Genomic DNA, 19,914 nt, shown 5'->3' on the forward strand with positions numbered 1-19,914 from the left:
TAGAAGGAGGCTACCAATGGCCAGTACCTTCCGTACCAACGCTGAACAGTGCGGCAAGCCAAGGAAACTTCATCTGTGTGCGGCGGCAGCCGTGTTGCTCGCCATGTATGCGCCCGCGCTCACACGTGCGGATGAGAAGCTGTGCGCCAACTACAACTACTCCGCGGCACCCACAATTGACGGTGTCATTGCAGGAGACAACGGATGGCGGTACAGCAATATGTACGTGTTCAACAACGGCGTCGATACGCCGCACGCGCGGTTGGAGATGACCCGTGACTCGAACGCCCTCTACTTCGCGCTCGAAATCAATAACGATCCCACATTCGATCGCGAAGACATTATCATCCTGACGCTCGCGCCGACCAGCGCGGCGTCGACTCACCGCCGCATTCACATCTTTCCCGTTGCTGAGAATGTTGGCAACCAGCTATCTGCGCCGGGAGGACCACCGGTGGAAGTGAAGTACTGGACGAATAGCAGCATGTGGCTTAATGCCCCCAACCAGACACCTCCGACCTGGCTTACTCGCAGTAGCGGCGGAGGTTGCCGAAATATCTGCGTGACCTCTTCCAGCTCGGCTCTGGCGATGAAAAGCTATTTCGTGGAGATCAAGGTTCCGATCTCCACGAATCCAGACCAGGGCGTAGAGCTTCCGAACACCGGAGATTTCGGCCTCTACTTCAACATCATCCGGGCGAAGCCCGGTGCGAGCCCCGGCAGCAAGGAGGGACTGGACGAGCTGCGCTGGCCGTCCACTGCACCTGCGATCTCCGCCAATCCTGCATTGCGGATCACCCGCGTCGAAACCAACACTCCGCTAGTCGCAACCTGGGGACAGTCGAGTCTTCAGGGGCCCTGTTCCGGGATCAGCATGAACAGGGCGTATACGAACAACGCAAGCCCGAGCGCGATCAACTACAACAGCACCAATAACATCTTTTCGGTCGAGTTGATTAACACTGGTACCGCTGACGGTGTCGGCGTCACTGCGCAATTGAAAGCCGCCCGCTTCGGCCTGCCAGGCATGAATGATTACCAGCCTTACCCCGCACCGTCGACCTGGCGCAATCCCATAGGTCCGAGCGGCGTCATTGCCGCCAACGGTGGGACTGTCACCCTCCAGACGCCCCCGTGGGACATCCTCAACGATCCCAATCGCGCAAGCTACGTGGGCAGAACAGACGCCTGCTCGATCATCGAGCTGTCCACCACCCCGCCGAGCGGTTCGCCACCCCCGGTTGCCACCACACTGATTTCGAACCGCTTCGGCTCACTCAACATGCACTTCGGAAATGCATCGAAATTCGAGCACACTGCAGTGCTTGGAACCAACGGCTACGAGATGCCGGCCGACGGTTCCAACCTGCAGCGCTTTCAGCTGCTGGTGTCCAAGGAGACCGACGCGGAGATCTTCGGTAAGCCGGAAGTTACTCATGCAGATCCGCGCAGAAGGGCCTTCAGCCATGACATGAAAGGAACATACCTCGAGAAGAGGACGAGATTCCTGCGCAAGACCGTGTGCGGATACCGCGAAACAGGTCGGGAAGTCATCGTAGAAGGTACGACCCTGCGGATGCTGGAAAGCGCCAATTGCTACGGCTATCTCATCGGACACGACGGACCCCTGGCGGAATGGGAAGACCAGATCATTGCCAAGGGCGGGGGCAAACTCGAGGCGGCCCGCGGCAATCCAAATCTGTTCTATGCAGCTGTGGAACACGGACGGTCAATGGAGCTGAGTACGTCCGTGGAGGCTCGCGAACAGCCTAGAGGGCCTTGCACTTGCGGCGATTGGAGGTGCGTGATGGGAAGCCCCCGGTAGGCTTTCGAGTGCAGGGGCCTCCGAAGAAAGAACCAAGTATGGCGCTGAAGGAGGGCACATGGCAACACCGCTGAGCCATCCGCTCCTCTACTGGGGTGGCGCGGTGTTGGTGACGCTCGGCGCCGCTGGATGGCTGGCGGCGCGTGAGCGGCTGAGCCCCTGGACCATGCTCATGGCCGGCGCGGCAGCTCTGCCCGGCGCCGTGCTCGGCGCCAAAGGGTACGCGCGGATGGTTGGACCCGCGGGGGCAGGCGAGCCGACGCAGGCCGGCGGCGCCGTTGGTGTCTTCGCAGGAGCGGCTTTCTTCGCCTGGCTCCTGCTTCGCTTGCGGGGGACACGGTTTCTCGACTACGGGGACGCGGCGGCCCCTGCCGTGGCGCTCGGATATGCGCTGTACCGCATCGGCTGCCACTTCAACGGTTGTTGCTTCGGTACGGTCACCGACGCTCCGTGGGCGGTGACCTTCGGCCCGACGACGGAGGCGTTTGCAGCCCAATTCGGCGGCGGGCTGATCCCGCCCTACGCCGAGCAGACGCTGCCGGTTCATCCCGCTCAGATCTACCACGCCGCTGCAGGACTTGCCGGCTGTGCGTTGTTGCTGCGCATGAAGCACGGACGACCCGGGCTGCGGTTGTCCGCCGCATTCATCCTTTATGGTGTGACGCGCTTTGCGATCGAGTGTGTGCGCGGTGATGCGCGGCCGATCCTGGGCCCGCTCGACGCAAACCAGCTTGCATGCATCGTGCTCGTCGCGTTGGGTGGGCTCTTGAGGGTGTCGCACATGGTCCCGGGGCGGCCGGCGGACCTCCCGCAAGAGGTCGTGCCATGAACCTCACTGGGACGACTGATCGGACAGAGGTTAGGCGGCTGCGCCTGCGGACTTGGGGCGGTGATCCGTTCCAGACGAGGCTACGGGCGGACGCCGTGCTGAGTTCGCTCGACCTGCGCCCGCCCGGCGTCCCCCCGTCGGCTATACTGGTGGTTAGGAGCCTGCCCGACCCTCTGCCCGGCCGGTTATCGCTGGCGCGCCATGGGTCGGCGCCGCCCTCCGAATGGCGCACGGCTCTCGTCAAGGACCTCGATGCTGTGGCGCGCCGCGCCGTGCGACCGGCACTTGGGGCGATCACCGCCGGAGCGGAGGCGGTGCTGTTCGCGGACCCGGCAGAGTTGTTGGCCTGCCTGGCCAGGGACTGGCTCAACGGCGTCGCCGGTACGCGCTGGTGGTGGCGCGCCTTGTTCCGGGATGCAGCCCCGGGGTTCTTAGTGCGCAGTGTGTGGACCGAAGAGGCGCGAGCGGCGCCAGAAGCTCTGGAGCGCCTGGCTGCGACTCGGGAAGCAGTTCCCTTCGTGCTCTCTCTGCCGCCGGAGGCCGCGCGCGGAATCCTCGACGAGGTGCTGCGCAGCCACGCTCTGGTGCCGCTGCAGGTGGCACTAGATGCGCCCGTGTCCGTGGCGGACCCCGTCGTGGATACGGCGCGGAAGGGTAAGTGGGCACCGTACGCCGATCCCGCGCCGCCGCCCGAGATCGTGGTTCGAAAGATACCCGAGGTCCTCGCCGCGGCGATGCCGTCGGCGCAACGGACATTGCTTGCAGTCGGACTGGCCCTGGTCCGGCTGCCCGGCGAAGCGAGGACCTCCGCTTTCGCCCACGGCGTTGGGCGCTGGCTTCACGGTGCGACGAACGATCCGCAGCTCAGGCCCGCGGTTGGGCCATCCGCCGTGCCCCCTTCATCGGCACGTGCGGCCGGGTCGTACCGCGCACCTACACCATTCGCGGCGCGGGCCCACGCGGTTCCCGCGCATGCTGATTGGGCGCAGCGGCGCCGCGCTTCAGAGGCACCGAGAGTCACGCAATACTCCGGAGGCGTGCCTGCGGGGTCGAGGCCTTCCGATTGTCCAGCTCTGACGCCGCCTGTGGGAGCAGTACTCGAGCCCGCCGTTCATTCTGGGCAAGAGGCGATCACAACGGCGTTCGGGGGGGTCTTCTGCCTTATCAACGCCGGGCTCTTCCTGAAGCTCTACGGCGATTTCACGACGCCGCTCGAACCCGGGATCGAGCTCCCGCTCTGGGATTTCCTGGCGCTGGCTGGCGAATCCTTCTCCAATGGTGCCCTGCGCACGGATCCGCTCTGGGGCCTGCTGGGCGACCTGGCTGGACGTGGCCCCGAGGTGGAGCCCGGCTCCTCATTCGTACCTCCCTGCGCCTGGCGCATCCCGCAGGACTGGCTGGTGCCCTTCATTTCCCATCACGGTGCTATGCGCTGGCGCGAGCAAGGCGGCCAACTCGTGGTACGGCATCCGGCGGGCTTCCCAATACTGGACGTGGAGCGGGAAGACTCTCCTCCCCGAAAGCAGCTGCAATCGGAACTGCGACCGTACCGAGGGCTCTTGAAGTGTCGAATCAAACCGGCGCGAGCACTCCGGACGAGGCCGTCCCCCTCGCCGGTTGCGCGCTGGTGCGGCTGGGTGATGCCCTATCTGGGAAGCCGGATTGCGCTGGCCATGAGACGGGCCGGCGCGCGCCGTGCCGCGGGGGATGTCCTGGTGCGCCAGGCGGCGCGCGTGGTGTTGAGTGCGGCAAGAGTGGACATCCATCTCCAACTGGCTCGGCTGCCGATCGAGGTGCGCCTTGCCGGTCTGGATCGCGACCCCGGGTGGGTCCCGTCGGCAGGTCGCGGCATCCGGTTTCACTATGATTGAGTCTTGCGACGTCGCCTCAACCACGGTCCTCTCGACCGGGGATCTCCCCCGTGATCCGGAAACGCACTTCCGGCTCTGCCTGTACTCGGCGGTGCTGCGCGTGGTGGCACGCGCCGTGGCAGCGCACGGCTCCTTTGAGGCCGCCTTTGCGGCATATCCCTTTCTCGCCGGCTACAGCAACCAGCTCGCGGACCACGGTCTGGGGGGGATGTCGATCGAACATGCACCTGCGCGCTGGCACCAGGCGGTGAGGTCCTGGGAGGAGGAATATTCCGCCCACCTTCCGATGCGTGCATTGCGCGAATCTCTCGGTCTCCGCGATGAGGAAGTCTCGTTGCTCATGGGCATCGGGTTGCCGGAGGTGGACGCGCGCTTTGGTGCGCTGTTCGAGCAGCTGAACGGCACCGCGGGTCTGCGTCGCCCGACAGTCGGGCTCCTTTCGGCGTGGTGGGCCGATAGCATGGATGTCGGTGTGCTCGTCCGCAGGCTGCTCGAGGACGGGCTTGTGGCAACAGTCAACCCGGAGGCCCCGCGCGCCGAGTGGCAGCTCACGGTTCCCCCGTTGATCTGGGATGCGATGCAGAATCGTGTAGTCGTGAGCGGCGGACCGTGGATCTGCCACCATCCGGTGACGGAGCTGTCATCACCTGCCTCGCTGATCCTCGATGAGGGCACTCGCCGCCGCCTTGCTGCGATTGCCGCATTGCTCGACCGTGGAGGCGAGGCGGAAGCCGTGATCATTCGCGGGGCCAGGGCGAACGGGCGTCGCACTGCGATGGGCGCGTTGGCATGCGCCACGGGTCGCGGCGTTCTCGAGGTTCGCGCCATGGCGCAACCGAGCGATCCGCGGTGGCGCACCGTGGGACCCCTGGCCACCCTGCTCCATGCCATGCCCGTGATCGTCGCCAACCCTGCGCCGGGGGAGACTGTCGAACTGCCTGACCTTTTGGCCTATCGGGGGCCCGTCGGAGTGACGCTCGGCCGCCTAGGGGGGGTCAGCGGCACTCCGGTGCGTCAGGCTGTCTCCCTGGAACTCGGGCTTCCTGGGATCGAAGAGAGGCGCGCCCATTGGGAAGCGGCGCTGGCCGGCCGCACGTGCGGGGAGTTGGACGTGATCGCTTCGCGCTTCCGACTCACGCGAGGCAACCTGCGGCGCGCAGCGGCGGTGGCCGTCAGGCTCGCCGCCCTGGACGGACGCGCCAGCGTGCTCCGCACCGACGTGGAGGCGGCATGCCGCAGCCTGAACAGGGAAGCGCTCGAAACCCTGGCGACCCGGATTAGCGGCGACGGCGATTGGACGCAATTGGCCGCGCCGCCGCAAACGATGACGAGTCTCCGCGAGTTGGAGACCCGATGTCGGCACCGCGAAGTCCTGGGTCGATGCGCCGGCGTTCTGGCGGCGCCGAATCCGGGGGTGCGCACCCTGTTCAAGGGGCCGAGCGGCACCGGTAAGACGTTGGCAGCCAGGCTGCTCGCCACCGCACTGGGCATGGATCTTTATCGACTGGACCTGTCCGCCGTGGTGAACAAGTACATCGGCGAAACCGAGAAGAACCTGGAGCTGGCGTTTTCGCGCGCCGAGGAGCTGGACGTGATCCTCTTGATCGACGAGGGCGACGCCTTGCTTACCAGACGTACCGACGTCAGCACCGCGAACGACCGTTACGCCAACCTCGAGACCAACTTCCTGCTCCAGCGGCTCGAATCCTATACGGGCATCTTGATCGTCACGACAAACGCCGGCGATCGCATCGACGGGGCCTTCGCCCGGAGGATGGACGTCGTCGTGGAGTTTCCACTGCCTCAGACCCAGGAGCGCTGGTCCATCTGGAACCTGCACCTGCCCGCGGGCAACGGGATCGACCAAGGGCTTCTCTGGGAGATCGCTGACCGCTGTGCGCTCAGCGGCGGCCAGATACGCAGCGCGGCGCTGCACGCGGCTCTGTCGGCGGTGGACCGCGGCGATGACGTGAAGGACCAGGACATTGTGAGTGCAGCGCGGCGCGAGTACCGCCGCTCCGGCGCCGTCTGTCCGTTGCCTGGCAATCCCTGAGGCACAGGACGATGGCCGTTGCTGCTCCCGCCAAGAGCCCTGCGGCTGCAAAAGCGGCCCCGGCACCCGCCCTGCTCGCAAAGGCGGCCCCAGCTCCTTCGACCGGGCAAGCAGGAGGGCCCGCGGTGAAGTTGAGCGCGTCTGCCGCCATGGGTCTGGAGCTCGCCCCTGGTGTGCTCGAGCTCAAGGGGATGGGCGCCCAGTTCAAGCCGTCACCCGCGATTTCGGGCTTCCTCGCGGGACGCAGGATCGCCGCCGTCAACGCCAGATTCGGTGGCATCGCCGCCGGACCCATCGAAGTCGAGACGGTCCAGGACGGCAAGTACACTGTGAAGAATCAGCGGATGCCGCTGCGACATCCCCTGTTCGCCCGCATCGGCGAAGCAGCGCCGGGGATTGCGCCCTGTCTGGTGATCAACGTCAGGGACAGCACCCTGCAGGGCAAGGTCGGGCTTGCCGCAGGTGCCAAGGTCGATTCGCTCGAGGCCTGGCTGAAGAAAGGTCCCGAGATCCTGGGGTTGTTCGGCGTCTCGCTCACGTCGGGCATCGAGTGGGTCAACAGGCTGGAGGGTGGCAGCCTGCGCTTCGGCGCGAGCGGGGTGCCCATGCGCCTTGGCCAGGCGTTCTCCGGCACGTTCACTCTGGTTGTCGTCGACGAGAGCATCAAGTTCGAAGGCGGCGCCGACTTCAGGGTCGGTGGGCTGGCCCAGGGGAAGCTCCGGCTTGAGCGATCGCCGGAGGGAGTCGTCACGGGCACGGCGGCGGTTGGCCTCACCATGCCCAGGAACCTGAGCGGCAGCGTGGATGTGACCTGGGACGGGCGGGCCATCTCCGGCGAGGGCAAGGTCGGCTACAAGGGGGAGAAGCTCTCGGGCGAAGTAACCCTGCGGCTCATGGAAAGGGGTGAAGCAGCCCGTCTGGAGGCGGAGAAGAAGGCTCCGGAAGGAGGCGCGAAGTCACCGGCAGCCGCGGGCGGCGGGGCTGTGAAGGGCAAGGTGGACTACGTGGTTTTCGGCGAGGGTGACCTTACATTCGCCTTCACCGAGTGGCTCAACGGCAAGGCCCGCGTGATCGTCGATCCCAAAGGCTATGTTACGGTCATCGGCAAGATCACCCCTCAGAAGGAGTTCATCCTCTTCCAGCAGAAGGACTACGAGCGCCGGCTGTTCAAGGTCGAGGCGCGGGCGTCCTACGGCCTGCCGGTCGTGGGGAATATCTTCGTCTTCGCGAACGTCAGCATGAGCGCGTTCGCAACCCTGGGGCCCGGCAAGTTCTACAATATCGTGGTCGATGGAACGTACTCCACCGATCCGGAGAAGGCCAAGAGCTTCAGCATTCGCGGCACCCTCAACATCTCCGCTGCGGCGGGCCTGAAGCTCCGTGGGGAAGCCGGAGCGGGGCTCGAAGTTCTGGCACATGACATCAAGGCCGGAGCTGGCGTAAACGGCATCGCCGGCATCAAGGGCTACGCCGAGGCGACCCCCGTCATCGGCTACCGGGAGAAGGCGATGCCGGGCCAGGACAAGAAGGGCGAGTTCTTCATCCGCGGCGAGCTGGAAATCGCGGCCCAGCCCTTCCTCGGTCTGAGCGGCGACCTGTTCGTCGAGGTCGACGCGCCCTGGTGGTCGCCCGTGCCGGACAAGCGCTGGACCTGGCCCTTGTTCAACAAGGAATGGCCCATCGGGGGTTCCCTCGGCGTGGGCGCTTCCGTGGACTATGTGTTCGGCTCCAATGAGTGGCCCAAGCTCGACTTCAAGCCCGTGGAATTCGATTCCAGCAAGTTCATGTCGGACCTCTACGCCGACAAAGCGAAGTCCGGCTCGGGCAAGGACAAGGAGTCCAAGGGCAAGTGGGCGGAGAAGAACGCCAAGGCCACCGACCCGCCGCCGAAGAAGCCGCCCGTGGGCAACGCCAAGCCGGGCAAGGGCGTCGACCCGCCGCCAGCCAAGTCCAGGGTGCAGCCTGGGGGCGGAGGCAAGCGAGCCAAGGCGGCAGATCCGAACGCACATACCAAGGAAGGGAAGACCGTCAAACAGCTTCAGGACGAAGCGACCAAGAGGGGAAAGAAGCCGCCCGGCGGAGAGGTCAAGGCGGGCACCGCGAGGCAGGGAGCAAGCGCGAAGGGGAAAGATAAGGAATCGCGCGATGAACAGGTGAAGCAAGCGCTTGCGGCGTTGGACCAGGTGACAGCTCGCTATATGCGAGACGGTGCGAGCAAGGAGACCGTGGTAACCGGCGTGAAGTCGGTGCGGCGCAAGTTTCCAAAGGTCTTCAGGTCCCTCGAAGTGACTGATGGCGGCGCTACTTGGGACTATGACTACGAAATGAGTCCAGGCACCAGGAAGAAGGGAGCGAGGAAGTCAACGGAATCAAGTCCAGGGCCCAGACCGACTTCAATCTCACGCAAGACCGCAACATTAGCATCCGATACGGTCGGGACGGAGATGACCATAGACTGGTTGGATTCACAATACCCAATCAGACATCCTGGCTCTCCTCCCAAGTCGGGCGTGCAGTCACGACTTATGGAACTCCTAGTTACGGATCCCAGCCAGCGGAGTCCGGACAAGTTCATCCGAGGTCATTTGCTCAACGAACATCTCGGTGGCGAGGGAGAAGCGCATAATCTATTCCCAATCACCGGTAACGCGAACAGCCAACACCTGCATTCTACCGAGAAGAAGATCAAGGAGTGGGTGAAGAAGCCGGATCAGTGGGTATGGTACAAGGTAAAGGTTGCCGCGATCGACGCGAAGTTGGATTCGAGCCGCAAGGACCAGAACTATGTGGACTGCACCCTGAACTGCCAGGCCGTGCTCAAGGACGAAGCCGGGAAGGAAAGAGAGAGCTTCAAGAGCACGATCGAGTCAAAGTACAAGGAAAAGAAGCAGGCGACCGTCGAGAGACCACCGTGAGCGGCGAGGCCGTGGTTCTTGCCGGAGCGATACTCAGTTCACGTGTCATCCGGGTCGATATGGTTGCCGCCAGATAAGGGGGGGGGACGGACAATGGAGGAACAAAAGCAGGCTTGGGAGTTCGTCAAGGAGCTTCCGCAGATTCTCGATCAATACAGCAACTACTCCTACCCGTTGCTGCTCGTATTGCTCATCGGCGGCCTGCTGATTCTGGGCATCCACCTGTACCGAAGGAACGGGGGCGCGGAGAGTCCGAGCGGCGTGATGGTATTCCTTGGTTCAGCCCTTTGCTTCCTCGCCTTGGGCGGATTCTTTCTGAAGTACGTCGGCGCCCGTCAGGCCGCACTCGCGCTAGAACGCGCTCGGAACGAGTTCATTGCGAAGCATCGGGCCCCCGACGGCGAGCACTGGCTGATGGTCTTTGACTTCTCCCTGCCCCCCGCGTTGAGCGATGAGACGCGCAGCATCTATATCGGGCGCATCGGCCGGTTGGTGGATTCCATGAACGAAATCCTGCTCGAGGATCTTCCTCCGGTCTTTCGCCAGCCCCGGGCGGTCCGCGTTGAAGAGACGGCCGTCAGTCCCTGGCAAACAGGCGTCGGAGACGAGAACTACGATGAAATCTTCAAGAAACTGAACGCCTTCGAGGTCATGTGGGGCTCGGTGGACGAGCAGGGGGCGCAAGCCAAGGCATTTCTCGGCCTGAACAGTAAGTTGGCCCCCGAGGAGATGATCTCGCGTATCCCCCTACGCGACTTCCCCATGGGTGAGGATCTGCGTCGCAGCCAGCGGTTTGATGACGTGAGCTACTACCGCCTGCTCGGATTGGTGACACTCGGCATGGCGCTCGACACCTACAGGCGGGCGCAGGAGGCAACGGACGAGAGCCGCAGAGGGCTCTTCCTGAAGGCGGTGCAACAGATGAACGCGGCTCGTGACAAGGTGAGCAACCGCCGAGACGATTCCATGTTGCAGCAAAGCGTCTACAGCCGTCAGGTGGACACTTTGATCAAGAGTGCCGCAGACGAGGCGGGGGTAGGGCAATGAAGAGGCTTTGGGTTGGTGTCGGATTCTTGATTCTTTCCGTGACGCTGGCTCAGAATTGCAGAGCCGGGATGGTCGTTCAGATTCAGGACCCTCGCTACTTCCAGCGGCAGCAAGAGGTCATCTTCCCTTGGGCCGAAGTCAAGCTCGTGACGTTCGAGTTCGAACTCGTCGGGGAGGGCGCCGAGGCAAGCGCCAAGCAGAAAGCAAGGGAACTTCACGATCGTTTCCTGGCAAGGATCCAGAACCTCCAAGGAGGAGCGATAGTCACCTATGTCACCCCACCGGGGCAACGCATAGAGAACTATCGCGTGGAGGCGGAGAAGGTCGGTCAGGCACAGAAGGCACAAATGGTCTTGTGGGGCCGCATCATGTTGGACAGCGAGCAGGTGCCCCTGATCAATCCGCGGCTCATGCTGGTCTCCGCGCCACCTGGCGTGAGCGCGGCGTATTCACGTGCGATCGACAGAGACGTCGAGACCGTCTCGGTGGAGGGCCTTATCGACGCGCCGGTAACTGAGTTGCGAGTGGACTTCAACACCATGAAGCAGGATGTCGCCCCGTTGGTGTCGTTTCTCGCCGGATTGGCCCGCTACTACAAGGGCGCGGCTCGGGAGGGAAGCGCGGCCAGGCCATGGCTAGAGGGCAGCGTCAGGGATTTTTCGGACTATGTGAGGCAGACTCCGGAGCAGCAGGATTCTTCGGCCCTAGCCCAGGCAAATCTGTTCATCGCGCGGGCATGCATCAGGTTGGCTGCTGCCGAAACCGCAAGAAAGCAGAGTCATCTGGCGCGCGCGCGTTCGCACGCTGCTGAGGCGGCGCGCTTGAATCCCTACAATCCCAGCGTCGCTGTGGTGCAAGCCGTCGTCGCTGCGAGAGAGAACGCGGACCCCGCTCTGATTCGCACCTTTCTGGCAAAGGCCGTCCAACTGGCGCCCGCTGATGCCGATGCTCGGATCAACCTAGCCGTCTTCGACGGGGCGCGAGGCGACGTGAAGAATGCCGTTCGCCAGCTCGACGAGGCCGCGTTTGTGCAGAAGTCGCAGGGGAAGGCGATCTCGCCATCCGTGCCGATATTGCGCGGGGAATTTGAACGAATGCGGACGCCGCGATAACGTTGGGTTGTACTTGAGCAGGGGCCGGCAAGCGCCGGCCCCTGCCGGTGGGCGCAGCTTCCCGCCGATGCGCCTTGTTCCACTGCTCACCGCGCGCCCTTGGGTCGCGCGTGGGCGCGAAGCACCTCGACCAGTTTGGCGATCTCGCCGCCGGATGCGGCGGGGGACGCGTGCGAAACGACTGCTTCCCGCACGCGTCCGCCCTCCTGCTCCCAGCGTATCCGGGTGGCTCCAGCGCTGGTGGCGGGAGGCCCAGGCGCCTTTTCGGCCTGGGACATCGCCACCTCCAATGCCGCCAAGACCGTCGTGGGCAGCCCGGAGACATCCACCTCGTACTGCAGAGGTATGCCGACGAATCCCCCGGTTTCCGTCAGGACGATTCTCATGCTGTTTGTCCTCGCTTCCCGTCAGCCTGGATCCGCCCGCAACGGATCCTTAGAAGCCAACAGCCTTCCAGGCCGCCTGAACGGCCTTCTGCTCGCTCGCCCCAGCACCGAACAACTCGAACGCGGCGGCTTCAGTCCCCTTGACTATCTGGGCGAAGTCACTCTTTGCGGTCAGGGCGCACATCGTCTTGTACCAGATCTGCCCAGCCCTTTCCCAGGCACGACCGCCGAGTGACATCGCCACGAGGTAAAATGCATAGTTCGGGATGCCAGAATTGATGTGTACGCCGCCTTCGTCCTCGGCGCCGGTGTACTTGTCCCTCAGATGTTTCGGCTGGGGGTCGTCTCCGAGGATGGGATCGTTCTGATAGGCCGGTTCATTCTTGAAGGTCCGCAAGCACTTGGCGGAAGTGCCGGGGCCCATGATCTCGGCGCCGACCGTCCACGCCGCTTGCTTGACCGTCTGCTTGCGGCGCCACTGGGCGACGAGGACACCCATGACATCGGCAAAGTGCTCGTTCAGCGCACCGGACTCGTTTCGGTACTCGAGGTTGCAGGTGTGTGTGATCACCCCGTGGGTGAGTTCGTGCGCAACCACGTCAAGGGACTTGGTGAACCGGACGAAGATCGATCCGTCGCCGTCGCCGTAGGCCATCTGCTCGCCATTCCAGAAGGCGTTGTTGAACTTGTTCCCCAAATGGACCGAGGAGATCAGCTCCATCCCGTTGCCGTCGAGGGAGTTGCGGGCGAAGATCGTACGGTAGAAATCGTAGACCCGCCCCGAGTGGTCGTACGCTTCATTCGCCGCCGTATCCTTGGACTTCTTGTCGCCCTCAGACCGCACCAGCTTTCCCGGTAAAGACCACATTGAACCGTGCTTTGCGTCGTACACGAGCCGATGTTTCGTCCCCGCCGGCGATGGGATCGCCGCCATGGCCGGCAAGGTGGCTAGCATGAGACGCTGAGTCCGCAACGTCGCTGAAGCCTCCTTGGCGTCAATCCCCAGCTGGCGCACCTTCTTGTCGGACGACTGGCTCAGCCGGTCGATGAGATAGGGCGGCAGAATGCCGTGCAGGGGACTGGGGCAGGATTCGAACATCGTGACCTCCTTGCCTCGACGAGGCGTCGTCAAACGCTCTGCTTGTGCTGCTCGCTGGAAACGAGCGCTCACACTGCATCCGTCGCGTGGCCAGCGCTGTTGCGGCCTCTTGGACTCCCTTCTCGCAGCCAATACTCCATATCGGGCTCGGACATATCACGGAGCAAGTCCGGCGGCTGTGGAGGCTGGTGAGTAACTTCCGGATCCAGTGGGGAAGGCGAACTGTGAAGTGCGGGTCGCGCCCATCCCCCCGCCGGTGGTAACATGCCAGGAGCGGACGGTGCCCCCTTGGACTGGCGTTCCTCGCCCAATCCGACAAGAGGATTGTAGCTGTGAATAGCCCCTGCGCCGCCTCCCTGTTCTCGACTCTGTGCGCCCCGCATCGCGCCTCCCTGTCGGGATCCATTCGCTGGGCGAAGTCGGCTCGTCGCTCGAGGGTGCGACACCAGCCCCTGAACCGATAGATCTGACAGCGAGCACCACCGTCCAATGCACAACCCTGGTTGCCGCTGGAATGGGCGGCACTGGGAACAAGCGCCAAGTGCGTGAGCGTCGGAGGGTAGGATCACTGGACGCTTAGCTCTTGGCAGTTTCATATGGTTGTTCCATAAAGTCAAGAGGACCTAGGCTCTATGAGGAAAAGTGTGGTCCGCCGCAGTAGAGGGTGAAGAGCACCGGGGGCAGGAAGGCCAGCAGCATCTTCTTGATCTAGACCGAGACGTTCCGGAATCCATAGGAGACACGCTTCATCAGCTTGATCTTGGTGTGGGCGCCCTCGGTGTAGGCGTTGGTGCCGCGGGAGAGGAAGTGGTCAAGGATGCACCCCCTCCAGCGCGAGAGCGTGCGGCCCCAGCGCACGATCTCGGCGTCGTCGCTGCTCTGGCAACAGATCAGGATTCGGCTCATGAGGCCCTCGGCCGCCTTGCGATCCGAGCAGCCGTAGAGTTGGCGCGGCCATTCTTTGATCAGGTAGTACTGGCGCAACTGGGGCAGCCGAGCCCAGACCGTGTCCAGATAAGAGCGCTGGCGGGGGAACAACCGCTCCTGACCGACCAGAAATGGCTTTTTTGATCCGCTGCATCGCGGCGCTGGATGAACTGAAGCTCGCCGGCGACCAGGCGGTGGGCGTGGGCATCGTCAAGCGGGCGCTCGAGGAGCCGATCCGGCAGATCGTGGTCAACGCCGGGGTCGAGGGCGCGGTGATCGTGCAGGAGGTCAAGAAGAACAAGAAGAGAGGATGATCACGACCGAGTGCCTCGTGGCCGACAAGCCCGAGGAGGAGAAGAAGATGCCCGGCGGCACGCCCGGAGGGATGGGCGGCATGGGCGGCGGCGACATGTACTAGACCGGCAGGCGGGGATCCCCCGCCTCGGCGCCAAGGGGGACGGGCACGAGCCCATCCCCCTTTGGCAAAGGGGGAGCGAGGGGGATTTCAGGACTGTCGCGGCCGGCTCACTCAGGCGGCCGATCACATACCGAGGGGGGCGCGGTAACGGGGCCCGCCCTTCGTCCTTGTTCAGGATCGCACATGGGCCGTGCCCAAAGGACGATCTGGGAACGGACGAGATGGCCCCTGCACTGATGTCAGTCGCCATCCGCGCTTACGAAGCAGCACCCGGTAGTTGTGAGCCTCGAGGATGTCTCGCGCCAGCTGGCGGATCACCTCCTCGTCCTCGACCAACAGGATCGTTCCCGTCCGCGGCCGCTGCGCCAAGGGGACGGCGCCGTCGCGGACCACCGCGTCGCCCTCGGCCTTCGGCAGGTAGACCTGGATGGTGGTCCCCAGACCCACTTCCGAATAGACGTTGATGTAGCCCCCGTGGTTGCTGACAATGCCGTAGACCATCGAGAGTCCGAGCCCGGTGCCCTTCCCCTGGTCCTTCGTCGTGTAGAAAGGCTCGAAGATCCTCTTGCGCACCTCCGCGGTCATCCCGGTGCCAGTGTCCGTGACGCTGACCCTGGCGTAGGTCCCGGCCGGTATCCGGAAGAGGTCCACCACCTTCTCGTCTTGCAGCCGGTACGTCTCGGTCTTGAGAAAGAGCCGTCCGCCACCCGCCATGGCGTCGCGGGCGTTGACGCAGAGGTTGAGCAGGGCCTGGTAGAGCTGGTTGGCGTCGCCCACGACCGGAAGCGCCCCGCTGGCGGTCTCGAAACCGACCGCGATGGCGCGGTCCAGCGTTTCCTTGAGGAACGCCACCAGGTCGCAGGCGATGCCGTTGACGTCGACGATCTCCGTCCGGTACTTGCCCTTGCGGGCGAAGCCGAGGAGCTGGCGCGTCAGGCCGCTGGCCCTCAGGGCGGACTTTTCAATCATATCCACAAAGCGGAAGCTCTTCTCCTCTGCGGGGAGCATGGTCTTCAGCATCGTCGCGTAGCCGAGCACGCCGGTGAGAATGTTGTTGAAGTCGTGGGCGATGCCTCCGGCGAGGAGGCCGAGGCTCTCGAGCTTCTGTGTCTGGAAGAGCATCTCCTCCAGGCGCCTCTTCTCCGTGAGGTCCATGAAGTAGCCGTCGTAGCCGAGCAGGCGCCCGCCCGCGTCACGTTCCGGGTAGACCGACATCACCACCTGGAATTCGCGGCCCCCCGTTCCCCGGACGCCAAGCTCCACGTTCTTCAAGTCTCCCGCAAGGGCTTGGCGCAGCCGCTCCTCGCCGCCGGGAGCAACGAAGAGCTCCTCAAGCCGGACGGCATGACCGCAGAGCGCTTCGAACTTGCGATTGCGCTCGACGATGGCTCCCGCGGCGTCGAGCCGGAAGATGGCGTGCTCGACCCGTTCGAAGAGATCCTTGATGCGCTGCTCCGAGGCGATGATTCGCGCCTCGCGCTCCTGGATGGCCCGGCTCATCCCGTTGAACTCGCCTGCGAGCTGGCCGAACTCGTCGCCGGTGACGACCGCGATCTCGGGATATTCCCCGCACGAGATCTTCCGCGCCCCCTTCGCGAGGGCCCGGAGCGGACGCGTGGAAATCGTCACCATCAGGGCGACGACGAGACAACTCCCCGTGGTGAAGAGCAGGGCGAGCAGAAGGCCGCGTCGCACGATCCGGCTCTCGCCGGCGATGAGCGAGGCCCGCGAGAAGCCCAGCCGCACCCAGCCGATCTGCTCGCCTGCGGCCTCCGGTGCCGGGTCCTGGCCGAAGACGCTCAGCTCGTCGCTCGTCCGCACCGTGAAGATCGGCGCGTAGCACTCGAGACTGTCCGGGTGCTCGAGGATGATGCTCGCCCGTCCGGAGACTGCCGTGGAGAAGGGCGGGGGCGTCCGTCCCGCCGAGGAGAGCGGTCTGCCTTCGGCGTCGTCGAACGCGGCGAAGACCACGTCCGGCGTGCCGAGGAACGAGCGGAGCGCGCGCTGCATGACCGTGCGGTTGCCCGAGAGCAGTGGCAGTTCGCCGGCGCGGCCGGCCAGGGTCGTGACGACCTCGGCGCGCTTGACGAGCTCCCCACGGACCAACCGCTTGCCGCTGCGGATGGCCTCCACGGTGTATCCGAGGGAAATCGCGATCAGCAGAGGAATGGAGTGCTCCTATAGCACGGCGAGGGAAGCACGGCAACTGCAACCGATCAACGAGAAAACAAGCTCCTCGATGGAGGACCTGCGCCGGGGCGGAGGCGCATCGATAGCCCTCCGTGGTGATCTCAAGTCTCATGGGCATGCGCGCCGAACAGGGGCCGGAACCGTGATCAGCCCCATTCTCGTCGTCGAGGACGATCGCAAGATCGCCAACGTCGTGCGCATCTACCTCGAGAACGCGGGCTACCGGGTCGTCCAGGCCTCCACCGGCCACGCGGCGCTTGAGGCCGCCGGGAAAGAGACGCCGCTGCTGGTCGTTCTCGATCTCATGCTTCCCGACATGGATGGCGAGGCCGTCTGCCAGGAATTGAAGGAGCGGGGGGACACGCCCGTGATCATGCTCACCGCCAAGGCTTCCGAGGAGCAAAGGCTCGCCGGCTTCGCGCTCGGGGCCGATGACTACGTGATCAAGCCGTTCTCGCCCCGGGAGCTGGTGTCCCGGGTCAAGGCCGTGCTCAAGCGCGCGAGCAGGGAGGGGGCGGGTGGCGGCGAAGCGTCGAGCTTCAACAAGGGGGCGCTGGTCGTCGATGCCCGCAGCTATCTCCTCCTGCGGGACGGGAAGCCGGTCGCGCTCACCCCCACGGAGTTCAAGGTGATCGCCGCCCTCGCCGGGGCGCCCGAGAAGGTGTTCACGCGCGAGGAGCTTGTCGCGAAGGCGCTTGGCTACGACTTCGAGGGCTACGAGCGGAGCATCGACGCTCATGTGAAGAACGTGCGCCGCAAGATCGGGGACGACCCGCGGCAGCCGCTCTTCATCCAGACCATCTACGGCGTCGGGTACCGCTTCATCGGCACGAGAGACGTCTGATGCCCGGGCGGCTCTGGGCAAGGCTCGCGGTGCTCCTCCTGCTGGTCGGGGGCCTTTCCCTCGTTGCGATCGTCGTCATGCGGGCCGTCATCTTCCGGGAGTTCAGCGACTATCACGAAGGGGAGATGGCGGACCGCGTCCATTGGGTCACGGCGGACCTGGAGTCGACCTACGAGCGGGGCCGAGGCTGGAGCCGCCAACGGCTCGCCGAGGACGCGATCTGGGCGCTCATGCTCGGCATCGAAACGCGCGTCCTGGATGCCGGGGGCACGGAGTTGATGTCCACCAGGCGGGCGCTCCTGACCATGCCGGCGTTGAGCGCGGACCGCATCGCATCCATCTCCCGCATGAGCGAACCCTCCTCCGCCGGCGCCTTCCTGCCCTACCCGCTCCTTCTCGGCGGGCGGGAGCTGGGACGGGTCGAGGTGCGCTTTCTCCCATTCACGCGGCGCGATCTCTTCCTGAGGCGCTCGAACCGCCTCATCCTCCTGATCTCGCTCGTCCTCGGCGGCGTAGCGCTTGGTCTGAGCATCCCCCTCGCGCGCAGCTTCACCCGGCCGATCCTGCGTCTTGCGGAGGCGGCCGCCGCCATCGGCGAGGGCAATCGCGGCGCTCGCGTGCCGGTGCGGGGCAAGGATGAGCTGGCGATGCTGGCGCGGGACTTCAACCGCATGGCGGAATTCCTCGAGAAGCAGTCCGAGCTGCACCGGAAGCTCTGCGCCAACATGACGCACGAGCTGCGCACGCCCCTCACCGCCATGCGCGGCGAGATCGAGGGGATCGCGGACGGTCTCATCCCGGCCTCGCGCGAGCAGCTCCAGTCGCTCCTCGAGGAGATCGACCGGCTCTCGCGCTTCGTGGCGGCCATGGGCGAGCTCGTGGAGGCCGAGGCCGCGAGCCTCGGACTGCGCAAGACGCGTTTCCCCCTCGAACCCTTCCTCGAAGGGCTTCGCTCCCGGCATGAAGTGCTCTTCAAGGAAAAGGGCGTCCAGTTGTCAATATCGCCAGTCGGGGACCTCGAGGTCTACGCCGATCCCGATCGCCTCGTGCAGATCCTGCGAAACCTCGTGGCGAACGCCCTGGCCGCAACCGAGAGCGGCGGGCGGGTGACGGTCGGCGCCCGGGCATCCGGCGACGGCTTGAAGATCGAGGTCACCGACACGGGGCGCGGCATCGCGGCGGAAGACCTCCCGTTCATCTTCGAGCGGTTCTTTCGCGGGCGGCAGGGCGGCCTCGGTCTCGGGCTCACCATTGTCCGGGAGTTGGTCCAGGCGCACGGCGGGCGGATCGAGGTGGCGAGCGCACCGGGCCGGGGCACGACTTTCACCGTCATCCTTCCGGATTCGGGAATCGACGCCTGATCTTCACAAAGCTTCACAATCTGAACGCGCCCCCTTCACGAGTCCTCGCTAGTTTCTCCTCATCCGCAAGAGCCGGGGAGGCGAGGCGGGAGGCAAGGCGAGGCAGGCGAGGCCCTGAGGCGGTTCCTCGGGGACTTCGAAGAGAGAGTTGGCAACAGATCACGAAAGACGGAAAGGAAGCGTGAGGAGAATGAGAAACGCTGGAAGCAAGATGGTGTTCGCAGTTCTCGTGGCGGCGGGCCTGATGCTCGGGTCCGCAGGCCGGTCGCATGCCATGATGATGGGGTGGGGCGGCTGGACCGGCGGCTGCGGGTGGACCAGCGGCCGTGGCGGCATGATGACGGGCGCCGGCGGCTTCGGGATGATGAGCGGGGCGGCGGGAAAGCCCGTCGTGGGGCCTGACGGCACGGCGTACCTGGTGAGCGCAGTTCCGTCCGCGACTCCGGGCAGCACTCCCCGGTGGTCGTCCTTTCAGTCGCACCTTCTCGCCGTATCGCCAGCGGGCGGGATCCTCAAGCTGACGCTGGACGGGCTCGTCTCCAGCCCGGTGCTGAGCGACACCGACCTCATCGCCACGGCCTCACTGCCGAACACTGCCAATTACGTCATCAAAGCCAACGACGGAAACACGGCCGCGCAGTCGGTGATCTTCTGGCTTCCCGTGCCGCTTTCCTCGTCCTCGGTGCCGCAGGCGGTCCTGATGGACGGCCGCTACGCATCCCAACCGGTGATCGCGAACAACCAGGTGTACGTCACGACCAGCAACTTCGGATTCGGGATGATGCAAGGGAACGACGTCTTCAACAACACCTTCCCCAACTTCACCGTCGCGAACACGGCCAAGGCCTACCTCTACGTCTTCGCCATTGACGGCACGCTGGTTTCGCGCACCGTCCTGCAATAGGCGGGCAGCGACCGGTCCATCGTCGGCCGAGTGCCCGGTCGCAGCCGACGGCGGAGCCGGTTCGCCTGCACCGACAGCGGCCGTCTCTTCCCCGCAGCTGAGGGAAGGGGCGGCCGCATCAGGCGATGCGAAA

At 64.7% G+C, this 19,914-nt stretch carries 15 protein-coding genes; 11 read left to right on the plus strand and 4 right to left on the minus strand.

Annotated elements, in window-relative coordinates:
• Nucleotides 1-16 precede the first annotated feature (16 nt).
• The 7 genes from VI078_14965 to VI078_14995 all read left to right on the plus strand — a co-directional run bounded on the left by VI078_14965 (nt 17) and on the right by VI078_14995 (nt 11,652).
• Entirely contained in the window at nt 17-1,825 is a 1,809-nt protein-coding gene (locus VI078_14965) for a hypothetical protein (GenBank protein ID HEY6000585.1), read from the plus strand.
• 58 nt (nt 1,826-1,883) lie between these two features.
• Nucleotides 1,884-2,654: a prolipoprotein diacylglyceryl transferase family protein gene (locus VI078_14970; protein ID HEY6000586.1), complete on the plus strand. Its 771-nt coding sequence runs from the start codon at nt 1,884-1,886 to the stop codon at nt 2,652-2,654.
• Between the two features lie 95 nt (nt 2,655-2,749).
• Nucleotides 2,750-4,525, plus strand: a complete 1,776-nt coding sequence (locus VI078_14975) for a hypothetical protein (protein HEY6000587.1) — start codon at nt 2,750-2,752, stop codon at nt 4,523-4,525.
• A complete protein-coding gene (locus VI078_14980; GenBank protein ID HEY6000588.1) occupies nt 4,455-6,578 on the plus strand; it encodes an ATP-binding protein in 2,124 nt (707 codons plus the stop codon). Before VI078_14975 ends, VI078_14980 begins: the two co-directional genes overlap by 71 nt.
• Before the next feature lie 125 nt (nt 6,579-6,703).
• Complete coding sequence (locus VI078_14985; GenBank protein HEY6000589.1) at nt 6,704-9,493, plus strand: DNA/RNA non-specific endonuclease; 2,790 nt, start codon at nt 6,704-6,706, stop codon at nt 9,491-9,493.
• 93 nt (nt 9,494-9,586) lie between these two features.
• Nucleotides 9,587-10,540, plus strand: coding sequence for a hypothetical protein (locus tag VI078_14990; protein HEY6000590.1), 954 nt, complete (start codon nt 9,587-9,589; stop codon nt 10,538-10,540).
• Nucleotides 10,537-11,652 carry a hypothetical protein gene (locus VI078_14995; GenBank protein ID HEY6000591.1) on the plus strand — a complete coding sequence of 372 codons (1,116 nt, stop codon included), beginning with the start codon at nt 10,537-10,539 and terminating at the stop codon, nt 11,650-11,652. The genes VI078_14990 and VI078_14995 overlap by 4 nt, the downstream gene beginning before the upstream one ends.
• Nucleotides 11,653-11,738: 86 nt before the next feature.
• On the opposite strand, the gene VI078_15000 is transcribed toward VI078_14995, so the two are convergent.
• The 3 genes from VI078_15000 to VI078_15010 form a co-directional block, all read right to left on the minus strand.
• Entirely contained in the window at nt 11,739-12,038 is a 300-nt protein-coding gene (locus VI078_15000) for a hypothetical protein (GenBank protein HEY6000592.1), read from the minus strand.
• A 49-nt stretch (nt 12,039-12,087) separates the two neighbouring features.
• A complete protein-coding gene (locus VI078_15005; GenBank protein ID HEY6000593.1) occupies nt 12,088-13,137 on the minus strand; it encodes a M4 family metallopeptidase in 1,050 nt (349 codons plus the stop codon).
• Nucleotides 13,138-13,845: 708 nt separating this feature from the next.
• The gene (locus VI078_15010) at nt 13,846-14,175 is read right to left on the minus strand and encodes a transposase (protein ID HEY6000594.1); all 330 of its coding nucleotides are present in this window, start codon (nt 14,173-14,175) and stop codon (nt 13,846-13,848) included.
• 29 nt (nt 14,176-14,204) lie between these two features.
• On the opposite strand from VI078_15010, the gene VI078_15015 reads away from it, so the two are divergent.
• Nucleotides 14,205-14,378: a hypothetical protein gene (locus tag VI078_15015; protein ID HEY6000595.1), complete on the plus strand. Its 174-nt coding sequence runs from the start codon at nt 14,205-14,207 to the stop codon at nt 14,376-14,378.
• A gap of 275 nt (nt 14,379-14,653) precedes the next feature.
• Here VI078_15015 and VI078_15020 read toward each other — a convergent pair whose 3' ends face one another.
• Entirely contained in the window at nt 14,654-16,615 is a 1,962-nt protein-coding gene (locus tag VI078_15020; GenBank protein ID HEY6000596.1) for an ATP-binding protein, read from the minus strand.
• 199 nt (nt 16,616-16,814) lie between these two features.
• On the opposite strand from VI078_15020, the gene VI078_15025 reads away from it, so the two are divergent.
• From VI078_15025 to VI078_15035, 3 genes are all read left to right on the plus strand, one after another.
• Nucleotides 16,815-17,516: a response regulator transcription factor gene (locus VI078_15025; GenBank protein ID HEY6000597.1), complete on the plus strand. Its 702-nt coding sequence runs from the start codon at nt 16,815-16,817 to the stop codon at nt 17,514-17,516.
• On the plus strand, nt 17,516-18,877 hold the full coding sequence (locus VI078_15030; protein ID HEY6000598.1) for a HAMP domain-containing sensor histidine kinase: 1,362 nt from the start codon (nt 17,516-17,518) through the stop codon (nt 18,875-18,877). Before VI078_15025 ends, VI078_15030 begins: the two co-directional genes overlap by 1 nt.
• Nucleotides 18,878-19,088: 211 nt before the next feature.
• A complete protein-coding gene (locus VI078_15035) occupies nt 19,089-19,781 on the plus strand; it encodes a hypothetical protein (GenBank protein ID HEY6000599.1) in 693 nt (230 codons plus the stop codon).
• The last annotated feature ends 133 nt before the right edge of the window (nt 19,782-19,914 follow it).

Source organism: bacterium (assembly GCA_036524115.1).
Lineage (GTDB): Bacteria > JAUVQV01 > JAUVQV01 > JAUVQV01 > DATDCY01 > DATDCY01.